We start from the raw sequence: 12,813 nt of genomic DNA on the forward strand, positions 1-12,813 counted from the left end.
ATCAACACCCGTTCAAGACGAACGGGTGTTCCCTTTTTCTAACCGCGCGGCCTCTTAAGCGAATGGCGGGAAGCCCAGCGGACAGACCATGCCGAGCAGCTGGAGGACCAACGGGTAGAGCATGCCGAACAGCTGGAGGACCAACGGGCGGAACGAGCCGACAAACGGGCGTTACAACAGACGTTGTACGTGGCGAAACTCGACGGCATCGGGATGCCGGGGGAGGACCTCTCTCATCTTTCATTCGGTGGTCGAAGCTTGATCGGCGCGAACCTGGCCGAGGCGGACCTGACCGGGGCGGACCTGCTCAACGCGAACCTGACCGGGGCGGTGCTGTTCGGTGCGGACCTGTCCGGGGCGAACCTGGGCCAGGCAGATTTGACCGGAGCCGACCTGGGCTGGGCGAACCTGACCGGGACGAACCTGTCCGAGGCGAACCTGACCGGAGCGAAATTGGATCGGTCAAACCTGACCGATGCGGATATGGTCGACGCAAACCTGACCGACGCAAACCTGACCTTGACGGACCTGACCGGGACGGTCCTTATCACGGCAGACCACATGTCCGAGGCGAAGTGGGAGCCCACCCTCCCGCCGACATGGCCGGAGTATTTCGAGCCACCCGAAAACGCTTGGGCCCCCCAGAAGGACGGCTGAACAGCCGGGCGGGCGAAGGTAGGGTCCGGCGCGATAATGCGCTATGCCGAGTACCACGGTGGACATGGGAACCGGCCTGACACCCGCCACCGTTCACCCGGCCAAACTGGTCGACAACACACCCCCGCTCCAACCCCGGCGCCTGCTCCGACCTCGACAAGCGCCCTCCCGAATCACCGAAGGCCAAGACGCGCTGGTCGCTGAGTGACTATTCGGCAAGGCCGCCCCCACCGTCACCGCATACCGGGCGGGCCTCGACGCGCTCGCCGGTGGCTCGAGCTGGTGACCACCACCGCAAACGCCCGCCCACCCGAGACGCCCGCCGACCCCCTCGCCGGGTTCCTGAGCCGCACCAACGGCGAAGCGGGCACGATCGCGGCCGCCTGCCCCGAGTGGATGGAGGCACCCGACCGACCGCCCCCCCCCGCCCCCCCCCGCCCCCCCCCCCCCCCCCCCCCCCCCCGCCCCGACCGCACCATCGGCCGTGGGGCGCCGCCTCGCCACCCTGAGTTCAACGCAGTGGAACGATCAATCAACTGCGAGTACCAACCCCACAGAGCCGGTACGGCTGAATATTGTTCGTTCCGGTATATCTGGCTGGCGACCAGGCACCCCGGAAACAGTCGGTTTTGGTAGTAGGAGGTGGTAGGGGTTCGCACACAGCGGCGCTTCGGCACGTTTCGACAGCGCCTACCACTCAATACCACTCCCTACCAGGAGGGTTTGTGGCCCCCAAAGTGGCCCGCTTTCCTGCACGCCCCAGCCTCGCCCGGCTGGCTGCGCCACAGCCCCTGGATCCGACCGGGTTGCGATCGAGCGGCCGAACCCAGCCCAGCGACTTTCTGTAGTCGGTTGTATTACACTTGGGTCGTGTCCGAGTCGCTCGATCTGGATCTGCTTGACGAAGTCGAGCCTTTCGAGATCGCCGAACAGATCGCCCACCTGTTCAAACACCCTGCCTTGGGAGTTGACGATGTCTACGACGTCTGGAATTCAGATCCCCTGTTCTACCCGGCCACTCCTCCGGCGCACTGGCTGATGGTCGCCGACGTCGGCCAGCGAATCCTGGTGGTTCCGCTGGCCCCATCGAACTCGGGAGATCCGCGCCGATGCCGTCCGATCGGCTGTTACGAGGCAACGGCCGGCTTGGCCAACAGGTACCGGGAGGACCGATGACCACAAAGAAGATGAACCCTGACGAGGAATACGAGTTCTACGCTCTCCCAGAAAACCAGGTCCCGCAGGGGCCGCCGCGGCGCCGCTCAAGGATGACCGAGCCGGTACCGGTCCGGTTTCCACCCGCGACCTTGGACGAGGTCCGTCGCCGCGCCGACGCAGACGACAGGTCCGTATCGAGCTGGATCCGTCGTGCAGTCGAGCATGAGCTGAACAAACAAGCCGGATAGCGCTGCTTCGCTTCAATCGAATCGAGGACCCGCTGCTTGTGCGGGTTGGGGTGAACGGAGTTGGGACGCTGCAATAGCAGCCCGGCGAGTTTCAGGGTGGCACCGACACGCCCAGTGATTCGTGCACGGCGGCATCCGGTGCGATGTGTCCGGCTGTGTCCAAGCTCGAGCTCCATACGCTGGACCAGCGAACCGGTCCTGACTCTCGGTAACGTTTCTTACCGAGATCCAGGCCCCGGTGCCGACCGACGCCCACCCCACCGGTCGAACGGACAGTGAGCGCTTCGACGTTGGCCCGTCTCGGAGCCGGCCGTCGCGGCCCCCCCGCTGTCAGCATCGGGCCCACTGGTGTTAGCCCTAGCCACGACGGCGGTCATACCTGCTGGTTCTGGCAGCTCCGGGCGCGAGACAGCGCATCGGGTAACCCGTCGGACGTCGTCCGGCATCCTCACGTCGAGTTTGCCAAACGCCGGATCAAAGACGTCACCCGCCCAGTCTGGTCACACCCGCGACGGGACACGAGCCGCACCGGATCGATCGGATCCGCTGAGAGAACCACCTTGCAAACCACCTTTACTGAATATCGTTCGCCAGGTAGGTCAACCCCCTGATCAGATACCGCAGAATCAGTCGGTTTTGGTGGTAGGAGGTGGTAGGGCCTGGTACACAGTGGCGCTTCGGCCCGTTTCGACAGCGCCTACCACCCTGTACCGCTCCCTACCAGGAGGATTTGTGGCCCTAAAGTGGCCCGAGCCATTTTGCGAATCGATGTCAAAACGCTCAGATTGCTGCAATTGCAAGGGTTTTGGAGCCCGAAGTCGGATTCGAACCGACGACCTGCTGTTTACAAGACAGCTGCTCTGACCAACTGAGCTATCCGGGCGTGTCGCCCATGTTAGAGCCCGGAGCGGCCGCCTCCACGGCTGCATTCGGGAAGTCGGGCGGGACGCCATCCCGGAAGGCCCGAACGCCCTCGGCGAACTCGGGACCGGCCATCGCCTCACGCATGAACCGTTGGGCATCGGCCACCGCCGGACCGACGCTGCGATCGGCATCCCGGTACAGCTGGTACTTGATGGTGGCGACCGCGTCGGGTCCCACGTCTTCGGCCAAGCCCCGGGCCACCTCCATGACGTGGGGCATCAGGTCATCAATCTCGATCACCTCGTTGAACAAACCCCAGTGCTCGGCTTCCTCGGCCCGAAACTTCCGACCGGTCATCAGCAGCTCGGCTGCGCGGGTGACGCCGACCAGGCGAGGCAGCACCCAGCTGAGGCCAAACTCCGCCGGGAGTCCGAGCCGGGCGTTGGCGGTGGCCATGCGGGCACCCTTGGCGGCAAAGCGCAGGTCGGCGTAACAGGCGAGGACAAACCCGACGCCGGCGCACGGCCCGTTGATGGCGGCGATAACCGGCGTTCTCAGGCCGTAGTGGAAGACGAAGTCGTCGTCGTAATCCGGGCGCACGCCGTAGCCGGGCGTGGGCAACTCGGCCGGTAGTCCCGGGTCGTAGCCACCCCTATCGACATGACCGGCAAGCGCATCACTGTCGGCCCCCACACAGAACGACCGGCCCTCCCCTGTTACGACGATGCAGCGGATATCCGGGTCGGTCTCGGCCCGGTCGATCAGCGCCCGGTACTCGTGGTGCATCCGCCCGGTCCAGGCATTGTTGCGGTGCGGGCGGTCCAGCCGGATAACGGCGACCCGGCCGACGATCTCCCACGACGTGGCCTTCAGCGAGAGCTCGCCAGTGGGCGGCGCTGCTGCGCCATCGTCCGCATCGCTCATCACGGCCCCCGAACCGGGGAGTGGAGGAGACCGTCTGGGATACCTCCGGGCTCCCCAGTTCGCTGAAGTGAGGAGTGTTGGAAGCGTGACTCACTCACCGGGCGTCGAGGGCTTGGGCGACCGGGTCGAGGTCGAACGGAGCGCCCACCATGAAGATGACGTGGTCGGCGCCCGCCTCGGCATACGCGTTCAGCTGATCAACCTCGTCGACGCTGATGCCGACCGTGCGCTCGATGTCGGCCGGGTTGCGCCTCTCGCTCTCGCACCACTCGTTGAGCACGCGGTTCTTGGCAGCGAAGTTGTCCGGCGGTCCAAAGGTGTTCCAGGCGTCGGCGTGCTGGGCCACCAGCCGCAGCGTGACCTTCTCCCCCGAGCCTCCGATGAGGATCGGCATGTCCCCGACCGGGCCGGGAGTGAGCTGGGCCAACCGGTCCTTGATGATCGGAAGGTCGCGCTCCAAGTCGGCCAGGCGCTGGCGGGCGGTGCCGAACGGAAACCCGTACTCCTCGTAGTCGCGCTCGAACCAGCCCGAGCCGATGCCCAACACGAACCGGCCATCGGCGATGTGGTCGATGGTGCGGGCCATGTCGGCCAGCAGGCTGGGGTTGCGATAGCTGTTGCAGGTGACCAGCGCCCCCACGGTGGCCGACGTGGTGTCGGCGGCCATGGCGGCCAGCAGCGTGTAGGCCTCGAAGTGGGATGCGTCGGGGTCGCCGTAGAGAGGGTAGAAGTGGTCCCACAACCAGATGCTGTCGACGCCCAGGGCATCGGACGCCCGCCAGGCCGATCGAAGTTCTTCAACGCTCGTGTCCTGGGGATGGAGTTGCACGCCGATCTTCATGACTTCACGGTAGAACACGTCAGACTTGGGAAATGGTCGCCCACCCCACGCCCAAGAGCTCGACGCCAACCTCGCCCGATCGGGCGGCGCTCACCTCGACGGTCGCACAGGTGTGGAACGACTCTGCGGTCCCGGCGATCGAGGCCCACATCGCCGTGCCCGCTCTGTCGCCCGCCTTCGACCCCGACTGGGCCGACGCCGGCCACATCGACACCGTGCTGGTCGCTGCGTCCAACTGGCTGGAGTCGCTCGGCTTGCCCGGGCTGACGGTGCATCGCCGGGACCTGCCCGGCCGGACCCCGCTGCTGCTGGTCGACGTGCCTGCGACGGACGGAGCCTCCAACGACGGCACGGTCCTGGCCTACGGACACCTGGACAAGCAGCCGGAGATGGTCGGGTGGGACGACGACCTGGGCCCGTGGACGCCGGTGCGCAAGGGCGACCGGCTGTACGGCCGGGGCGGCGCCGACGACGGCTACTCCGTGTACGCGTTGGGAACTGCGCTCGTCGCTCTGCACCGGGCCGGCGGCGAGCACGGCCGCATTGTCGGGGTGATCGAATGCTCGGAGGAGTCGGGCAGCCCGGACCTGCCCGCCCACCTCGAGGCGTTGGGCGACGAGCTGGGTTCCCCCGAGTTGGTCGTGTGCCTGGACTCGGGTTGCGGCGACTACGAACGGCTGTGGGTGACCACCTCGCTGCGGGGCCTGGTGTCGGTCGACCTGCGGGTGGACGTGCTGACCGAAGGCGTCCACTCCGGCGCCGCCGGAGGCATCGTGCCCTCCAGCTTCCGCATCGCCCGCGCTTTGCTCGACCGGATCGAGGCATCGGGCGACGGGCGTCTGCTGATCGACGAGCTCTTCCCCGAGATCCCCGAGGAGCGGCGGGTTCAGGCGGCGCAGTCGGCCGAAACGCTGGGCCGACCACCGACGTTGCCGTGGGCGGGCGGCACCCACCCAGCCACCGACGACGTGGCAGAACAGCTGCTGAACCGCACCTGGGGGCCGGCGCTGGAAGTGATCGGTGCCGACGGGTTGCCGCCGCTGGCCGACGCCGGCAACGTCGCCCGGCCGACCACCACGCTGGGCCTGTCGATCCGCATCCCGCCAGGCGTCGACCCGGATGAGATCACGGCCCGGCTGACCGAACTGCTCACCGAGCATCCGCCCGCCGGTGCCGAGGTGAGCGTGTCCCCCGGCTGGGGTGCCACAGGCTGGGACGCCCCGCCGACAGCGCCGTGGCTGGCCGACGCGTTGGAACAGGCGTCCACCGCCTGGTTCGACAAGGAGCCACGCTGGATCGGTGAGGGCGGCACGATCCCGTTTATGGCGATGCTGGGCGAGCAGTTCCCCGACGCCCAGTTTGTGGTCACCGGCGTGCTCGGCCCGGGGTCGAACGCCCACGGACCCAACGAGTTTCTCGACGTCGCCTTCGCCGAGCGGCTGACCGGGTGCATCGCCGACGTGCTGCACGCCCACGCATGCCTTACCGACACGATGGGTTGAAAGCGACGACAAGATCCAGCCTTACCGACACTTAGACCTCTAAGTGTCGGTAAGGTGGGTGAATGCCGACCCATGGAGGCAACTCAGTGCCATGGCCGCGCGTCTCCTACGAGCCGACTCCGTGGGCTGGTGACCTCGATGACGTCCCCCGTCGACACCAATCCAAGTTCTCGGGGCTCTACGAAGCCGCCATCGTTCCGCCAATCGAAACCGCTCGGGCACACCTGGGCTCGGAGATCCGAGCCGCTGCCGACGAAGCTACGGCCGAGATCGCTCGGTTCGATGCCGACATGTCCGCAGGGATATCACCGCTTCCAGGCATACTCCTGCGGTCTGAATCGGCGTCTTCCAGCCAAATCGAGCACCTCACGGCATCGGCGCGGGCCATAGCTTCGGCGGAACTGGGGGACACCTCTCGGCACAACGCGTCCGAAATCGTGGCCAACAGCCGGCTGATGGAGGCCGCCATCGCCCTGGCCGACAGATTGGACGGCGCGTCCATCATCGAGATGCATCGACACCTGATGCAGAAGTCTCGGCCGGACATCGTCGGGCACTGGCGCACCCAGCAGGTCTGGATCGGCGGAAGGAGCCACGGCCCACATACCGCCGAGTTCGTCCCGCCGCATCACGACCGGGTTCTTACGGCGATGGACGACCTCGTCGCCTACCTGGCGCGGGACGACGTGCCGGTACTCGAGCAGGCCGCCATCGCCCACGCACAGTTCGAGACCATCCATCCGTTTCCCGACGGCAACGGACGCACCGGACGCGCCATCGTCCACAGCATGCTCAAAGCCAAGGGGCTGACCCGCGACGTGACCGTGCCCGTCTCGGCCGGGCTGCTACTCGACATCGATCGGTATTTTGCTGCCCTGACCGCCTACCGAGCCGGCGATCCGGCGGCAATCGTCGAGTGCTTTGCCGATGCTGCGTTCGCAGCGGTCCGCAATGGTCGTCGCCTGGCCACCGAACTCGACGAGGTTCGCCGCCGGTGGCAGAAATCGCTCAACGTGCGCTCGGACGCCGCCGCCCACCGGGCGATCGACGTGGTGACCGCTCAGCCAGTCATCGACGTGGCGTACCTCGCCGAGTCGTTGGGCATCAGCGACCGTCGGGCGGGGGACGCCATCGGCGTCCTGGTCGAGAACGAGGTGCTGACTCAGATTGGATCTGGTGCGCGCAATCGGCGTTGGCAGGCCCCGGACGTGCTGCGAGCGTTGGACAACTTCTCCGACCGAATCGCTCGCCGATAGCGACCGAAGGCTCCATGTCGCTGGACGAACCTCGGTTGTGGGCGAGCAAAGCACCCATCTTGGGCACTTTTCATGCTGACAACGGCTGCCAAGTGCCGGTCTGGTTCAGTCGCCGGCGGCGAGCGTGACGCCCTCGGCCTCGATCAGCCCGTCCAGGCTTGCGTCGTGGTCGTGGTCGTGCCCGGGGCCGCCCATGGGCTCGGGGGCCGACTCACGCGCCGGCAGGTAGCGCCAGGCCACCACGCCCGCGAGGGCGACGATCACCGCAGCGATCACCACCGCCAGCTGCATACCCGACACGAACGCCACGCTGGCGGCGTCGTGCACCGCCGCCAGGTCGGCTGCGGGCAGCTTCATCCGCCGGGCGATGCGCAGCCCGCGGCCGACCGACTCCTCCATGCCGGTGCGTACCTGCTCGGGCAGCCCCGCCGGGATCACCACCTTCGAGCGGTACTGCGCAGCGAAGATCGACCCGATCACGGCAACGCCGAGCGCACCACCGGTTTGTCTGGTCGTGTCGTTGACCGCCGATCCCACGCCGGCTCGGGCCTTAGGCAGCGACCCCATGATCGACTCGGTGGCGGGCGGCATCACCAGGCCCATGCCCCAGCCGAACACCAGGCGGACACCCATGCCCAACGGCACCGACTCCATCAGGAACTCCGAGCCGTAACAGAGCAGCGCCACCCCGACGACCCCCAACCCGGCCATCACCACCAGCTTGGTGCCGATGCGTTCGACCAGCCGTGGGGCGAGCGGCCCGGCCGTCATGATGCCGAGTGCCACCGGGGCGGTGAGCACACCCGCCTTCAGCGGTGAATAGTCGAGGACGAACTGGAAGTACTGGGTGAGCAGGAACGTCGATCCGAACAGGGCGAAGAACACCAGCGTGATCGTGGCCGACGCCGCCGAGAAGCGGGGGTTGGAGAAGAAGCTGACGTCGAGCATCGGGTGCGGGCTGCGCAGCTCCCAGACGACGAACGCCGCCAGGATGGCCAGCCCGATGGTGCCGGGGACGACGACCGACGGCGACACCCATCCCTTCACCGGGGCCTCGATGATGGCGAAGAGCACGCCGGTGAGCCCGGCGATCGACAGCAGCGACCCCATCGGGTCGAGCGGCCGGTCGCGCTCGCCGACGGTCTCGGGCACGAGGAAGTGGCCGGCCACGATGGCGGCGATGGCGATGGGCACGTTGACCAGGAAGACCGACCCCCACCAGAAGTGCTCGAGCAGGAACCCGCCGAGCAACGGCCCGATGGCGATGCCCAGGCCGGACACCGCCGCCCAGATGCCGATCGCCCGACCCCGCTCCGGGCCCTCGAAGGTGTTGGTGAGGATCGACAGGGTGGAGGGGAAGATCGCCGCACCGGCGATGCCCATCAAACCTCGGGCGCCGATCAAGGCGAGCGGCGTTCCGCTGAAGGCGGCGAACGCGCTGGTCGCCGCAAACAACGCCAACCCGAACGTCAGCATGCGCTTGCGGCCGAACTTATCGCCGAGCGAGCCGCTGGTGAGCAGCAGGCCGGCGAAGACGACGACGTAGGAGTCGACGATCCACTGGAGGTCGGAGCCGCTCGCCCCCAGGTTGTCGACGATGTGGGGCAGCGCCACGTTGAGGATCGTGTTGTCGATGCTGATGATCGTCAGCGACGAGCACAGCACGGCGAGGGTCCACCAACGTTTGTCGTGGGCCTCTTGGACCGTCAGCGATCGCATCGACACACGATACGACCAAGGTGGCAGGGCTGCCACAACAGCACCGCTCTCCGAGAGCAGCAAGCGTGACCGCTGCGGGTTACCCGGTGGTGAGCGCTCCGTCGGAGGACACGATCGCCCCGTGGAACGCCGAGGCATCCTCGGACGCAAGGAACAAAATGGCCGCTGCCTGCTCCTCGGGTCGGGCAGCCTTCCGATAACCCATGTAGGGCCGCATCAGGTCGATGTCGGCGTCCTCGGGAATGCGGATCGTGCCGGTCATCGGTGTGGAGGTCTGGCCGGGCGCCAGGCAGTTGATGCGGATGCCGTTGTCCTTGGCAAACTCCATGGCCAGGGCCCGGGTGAGGTTGACGACAGCGCCCTTCGATGCGCAGTAGCCGGAGAAATACGCCTGACCCATCAGGCCGGCGTTGGACGCAACGTTGACGATGGCGCCGCCCGACTCACCGAACGCCCCCAGCGCGGCCTGACACAGCCAGAACATGCCGGACACGTTGACCGAGAACATCAGGTTCCAGTCGTCCTCGGTCACGTCGGCCACCCGATCCGAGCGCAGCACGCCCGCCACGTTGGCCAAAACATCGAGCCCGCCAAAGCGCTCGACCGCGGCGTCGACCGCACCGTGGCCGGCCTCGCGTGAGCCGATCGTGGTCTGGTGGGTCATCAACTCGCCGGGGAGCCCCTCGGCCTCGGCGACCAGCGACGCCAGGCCGTCGGCATCGAGATCGACGGCGCACACGTTGGCACCCTCGCGAGCGAAGGCCAGCGCAGCCGCTCGACCCATCCCCGATGCGGCACCGGTGACCAGAGCGGTTTTGTGATCAAAGCGGCCCATCGGCCCTCCCCGAGTTGTGTGTTGTTGACGAGCGGCTCGTGGCCGAGCCGCTGGGCGGACCATTCCGCCGGTCGCCCCGGCACTGCGTTGTGACGCACTGCGTTTCTGATGGGGCGTCAGGTACCGTAACCCAGCGACCAACGCCGCAGCCCAGCGACGTACACCGCTTCCCAGCACCAACTGATCCGGGGGGACGACGTGGCCGACACCACCATCGATGGCACCAGCAGAGGGACCGAGGCGGCCGCACACGACCCGGACGCCGGCCCGGTCAGGGTCGGGGCGATGCTGTTCACGCTGGTCGATCCCCACCCCGGTTACGAGGCGGCCTACAACCGTTGGTACGAGCGGGACCACTTCTACGGCGGGGTCATGGTTGGACCCGGGACGCTGGCCGGGAAGCGCTGGGTGGCCACCCGCATCCTGAAGGACTTGCGCTTCCCCGTAACGCCCGCCGGCCCCTCGCCGGTGGCCGAGCCGCTCGACGCCGGCAGCTACCTGGCCACCTACTTCATCGATGCGGCCTCGGTCGCCGAGCACTTCGCCTGGGCCTCCGAGGAGGTGCACAAGCTGTACGCCGCCGACCGCGGGTTCGATGAGCGCCGCCACGCGCACACCGTCCTCTACACGATGCGGCGGGCACACCACCGCGATGCCGACCCGATCCCCGCCCACCTGGCGCTCGACCATCCCTACGCCGGGCTGGCGTCGATTCACCTCGACCGCGCGAAGGGAGTGAGCACCAAGGACCTTGACGCCTGGCTGGCCGGCGACGGCCGTTCCGCCCTGCTCGGCGAGGGTTCGCCGGTGGATCAGGTGCTGAGCTGGCGGCCGATCATCCCCGACCGGGAGGGTCCGATGGACCTGGGTTCGGGGCCCGGCGGACAGGAGCGCAGCCTGCTGACGTGCTTCCTCGACCGGCCGGCCGACGCCGCCTGGAGCCACCTGATCAACTTCAGCGACGCCCTCGAATCTGCGGGCATCGGCCGCGTGGTCCTGGCCGCACCGTTCACGCCGGCGATCACCGGAACCGACACCTACGCCGACCAACTCTGGTAGGCCACGGCCCGCTCGGCCCTCACTCCGCCCCTTTTCACCGCCCCATCCGATGCGACTCCGCTACTCCACCTCGTCGGCTGTTGCGCCGACGTGGGCCCGCAGAAACTCCACCGTGCGCTCCCAGGCCAACTCGGCTGCCTCAGCGGCAACCTCCGAGGGCTCATCGTCTTCAGCGAAGAAGTGCCAGGTGCCGGGGTACTCGTGCACGTCGACCGCCTTCTCCAACAACAGCAGGTGGGCCTGCATCTCCACCCGATCATCGACGGTGCACAGGTCGTCGAACTCGGCGAAGTGCCCCAGCACCGGCGCCGCCAGCGATGAAAAGTCGATCTTCTGCTCGCCGTAATAGGTGACCACCGCCCCCACCGAGTCCGGGTTGCGGGTGGCCACCCACAATCCCCATGACCCGCCGGAGGAGAAGCCAACGACGCCAACCGGCGCGTCCGGGTTGGAGCTGTGAGCCCTCAGCGCCACCACACTGGACAACACGATGGCGGCCGCGGCGTTGGGGTCCTGTTCGGCCAGCAGCAGTTGACCCGCCGCGTCGTCAGCGGGCACGGCCCCGAACAGATCGGGGGCCAAGGCGGTGAACCCGGCGTCGGCGAGGGCGTCCGCCGTCGCCTTGGTCGAGGCGTTCAGGCCCCGCCATGACGACAGGACCAGGACGCCGGGGCCGGGGCCGGCGTCGGGATGAACCAGGTAGGCAGTGCCGGCAGCGGTGCCGACGACCGGTCTCCCCTCACCACCCGCACCAACAGCGTCGCTCCCGCCGGGGGCCAGGGGTCGGTCGTCGGGCGTCGAAGATGCGTCGTCGGCCATCGCTCCACCATGGCACCGGGAGGCACCCGTGCCGAGTCGAGACGCCCCGCAAACCCGATCTAACATCGCCTCGTGGCTTCCAAACGCGAGCAGACAACCCCCTCCGGACGCCCCGTCAACTCGTTGGCGGTCGTGAACCAGAAGGGCGGCGTGGGTAAGACCTCGGTGGTGCTCGGCCTGGCAATGGCCGCCCGCCGCGCCGGCAAAAAAGCGTTGGTCATCGACCTCGACCCACAGGGTTCGGCCACCTGGTGCCTGGGGGTCGACGCCGACGACGACTACTGGACGTCGGCCGATGTCCTCGAACACCCGTCGGTCGCCACCGCCCGCAACGCATTGGTCACCTCGGGCTGGGGCGAAGGCGTCGACGTCGTCGCCGCCAGCGCCGCACTGGTGCGCGAGGACGGCGGCGACCCGCTCGGTCGGGTGAAGTCCCTCGCACCGATCATCGCCGAGCTGGCCACCGAGTACGACTTCACCGTCGTCGACTGTGCACCGTCCTTGGGCGCCATCACCAACGCCGCTCTGGCCGCGGTGCACGGCGCGCTGGCCATCGCCGAACCCTCAGCGCTCAGCCGACGCGGCCTCAACCAGCTGCGCACGACGATCACCGCCGTCAACGAAGCCGCCAACCCGGACCTGGAGCTGATCGGGGTGCTGTTGAACCGGGTGCCAGCGCGGTCGGCCGAGGCCGCCCGCCAGCGCGAAGCGATCACCGAGGACGCCGGCAAGCGGGCGATGCTCACCCCCGAGCTGCCCCAGCGCGTGATCATGAACGAAGCGATGTCAAGCCGTCGACCTCTCGATGATGTCGGCGCGCGAGGCCGCGACCTGGTCGACCGCTTCGACCGGTTGTACGCCACGGTGGTGCGCCGCCTCGGCTGAGCCATCCGCTCGCCGGGAAGCCGACGCACGAGCTCACCCGGTAACT

At 67.7% G+C, this 12,813-nt stretch carries 11 protein-coding genes and 1 tRNA gene; 6 read left to right on the top strand and 6 right to left on the bottom strand.

Features of this window, described 5'->3' with window-relative positions; translation table 11 throughout:
* Positions 1 to 189 precede the first annotated feature (189 nt).
* Both PKD89_RS17520 and PKD89_RS17525 read left to right on the top strand, forming a co-directional pair.
* A complete protein-coding gene (locus PKD89_RS17520; protein ID WP_324332658.1) occupies positions 190 to 657 on the top strand; it encodes a pentapeptide repeat-containing protein in 468 nt (155 codons plus the stop codon).
* An 870-nt stretch (positions 658 to 1,527) separates the two neighbouring features.
* Positions 1,528 to 1,833 (top strand): hypothetical protein, encoded by a 306-nt coding sequence (locus PKD89_RS17525; protein WP_287390853.1) that lies wholly within the window; start codon positions 1,528 to 1,530, stop codon positions 1,831 to 1,833.
* Between the two features lie 1,036 nt (positions 1,834 to 2,869).
* On the opposite strand, the gene PKD89_RS17530 is transcribed toward PKD89_RS17525, so the two are convergent.
* The 3 genes from PKD89_RS17530 to PKD89_RS17540 all read right to left on the bottom strand — a co-directional run bounded on the left by PKD89_RS17530 (position 2,870) and on the right by PKD89_RS17540 (position 4,692).
* A tRNA-Thr gene (locus PKD89_RS17530) sits at positions 2,870 to 2,946 on the bottom strand.
* Complete coding sequence (locus tag PKD89_RS17535) at positions 2,937 to 3,851, bottom strand: enoyl-CoA hydratase-related protein (RefSeq protein ID WP_287379549.1); 915 nt, start codon at positions 3,849 to 3,851, stop codon at positions 2,937 to 2,939. The genes PKD89_RS17530 and PKD89_RS17535 overlap by 10 nt, the downstream gene beginning before the upstream one ends.
* A 94-nt stretch (positions 3,852 to 3,945) precedes the next feature.
* Positions 3,946 to 4,692 (bottom strand): LLM class F420-dependent oxidoreductase, encoded by a 747-nt coding sequence (locus PKD89_RS17540; protein WP_289010582.1) that lies wholly within the window; start codon positions 4,690 to 4,692, stop codon positions 3,946 to 3,948.
* A gap of 32 nt (positions 4,693 to 4,724) precedes the next feature.
* Between PKD89_RS17540 and PKD89_RS17545 the strand changes: the two genes are divergently transcribed.
* Together PKD89_RS17545 and PKD89_RS17550 are read left to right on the top strand one after the other, a co-directional pair.
* Positions 4,725 to 6,194 (top strand): M20/M25/M40 family metallo-hydrolase, encoded by a 1,470-nt coding sequence (locus PKD89_RS17545; protein ID WP_289010581.1) that lies wholly within the window; start codon positions 4,725 to 4,727, stop codon positions 6,192 to 6,194.
* A 437-nt stretch (positions 6,195 to 6,631) separates the two neighbouring features.
* The gene (locus PKD89_RS17550; RefSeq protein WP_289010580.1) at positions 6,632 to 7,450 is read left to right on the top strand and encodes a Fic family protein; all 819 of its coding nucleotides are present in this window, start codon (positions 6,632 to 6,634) and stop codon (positions 7,448 to 7,450) included.
* 105 nt (positions 7,451 to 7,555) lie between these two features.
* On the opposite strand, the gene PKD89_RS17555 is transcribed toward PKD89_RS17550, so the two are convergent.
* A complete protein-coding gene (locus tag PKD89_RS17555; RefSeq protein WP_289010579.1) occupies positions 7,556 to 9,169 on the bottom strand; it encodes an MFS transporter in 1,614 nt (537 codons plus the stop codon).
* A gap of 79 nt (positions 9,170 to 9,248) precedes the next feature.
* The gene (locus PKD89_RS17560) at positions 9,249 to 10,004 is read right to left on the bottom strand and encodes an SDR family NAD(P)-dependent oxidoreductase (protein ID WP_287379544.1); all 756 of its coding nucleotides are present in this window, start codon (positions 10,002 to 10,004) and stop codon (positions 9,249 to 9,251) included.
* Between the two features lie 198 nt (positions 10,005 to 10,202).
* On the opposite strand from PKD89_RS17560, the gene PKD89_RS17565 reads away from it, so the two are divergent.
* Complete coding sequence (locus PKD89_RS17565) at positions 10,203 to 11,063, top strand: hypothetical protein (RefSeq protein WP_287379543.1); 861 nt, start codon at positions 10,203 to 10,205, stop codon at positions 11,061 to 11,063.
* Between the two features lie 60 nt (positions 11,064 to 11,123).
* Here PKD89_RS17565 and PKD89_RS17570 read toward each other — a convergent pair whose 3' ends face one another.
* The gene (locus tag PKD89_RS17570; RefSeq protein WP_287379542.1) at positions 11,124 to 11,882 is read right to left on the bottom strand and encodes a dienelactone hydrolase family protein; all 759 of its coding nucleotides are present in this window, start codon (positions 11,880 to 11,882) and stop codon (positions 11,124 to 11,126) included.
* Positions 11,883 to 11,954: 72 nt separating this feature from the next.
* On the opposite strand from PKD89_RS17570, the gene PKD89_RS17575 reads away from it, so the two are divergent.
* Positions 11,955 to 12,767, top strand: a complete 813-nt coding sequence (locus PKD89_RS17575) for a ParA family protein (protein ID WP_287379541.1) — start codon at positions 11,955 to 11,957, stop codon at positions 12,765 to 12,767.
* Positions 12,768 to 12,813: the final 46 nt, after the last annotated feature.

The sequence above is a fragment of the Candidatus Neomicrothrix sp. genome (genome assembly GCF_035329545.1).
Classification (GTDB): domain Bacteria; phylum Actinomycetota; class Acidimicrobiia; order Acidimicrobiales; family Microtrichaceae; genus Microthrix; species Microthrix subdominans.

What these genes read in the sequence shown, in the direction of transcription:
- PKD89_RS17545 (WP_289010581.1), top strand. Translation starts at nt 4,725, where the DNA reads ATGGTCGCCCACCCCACGCCCAAGAGCTCGACGCCAACCTCGCCCGAT.
- PKD89_RS17560 (WP_287379544.1), bottom strand. Translation starts at nt 10,004, where the DNA reads ATGGGCCGCTTTGATCACAAAACCGCTCTGGTCACCGGTGCCGCATCG.
- PKD89_RS17555 (WP_289010579.1), bottom strand. Translation starts at nt 9,169, where the DNA reads ATGCGATCGCTGACGGTCCAAGAGGCCCACGACAAACGTTGGTGGACC.
- PKD89_RS17535 (WP_287379549.1), bottom strand. Translation starts at nt 3,851, where the DNA reads ATGAGCGATGCGGACGATGGCGCAGCAGCGCCGCCCACTGGCGAGCTC.
- PKD89_RS17570 (WP_287379542.1), bottom strand. Translation starts at nt 11,882, where the DNA reads ATGGCCGACGACGCATCTTCGACGCCCGACGACCGACCCCTGGCCCCC.
- PKD89_RS17540 (WP_289010582.1), bottom strand. Translation starts at nt 4,692, where the DNA reads ATGAAGATCGGCGTGCAACTCCATCCCCAGGACACGAGCGTTGAAGAA.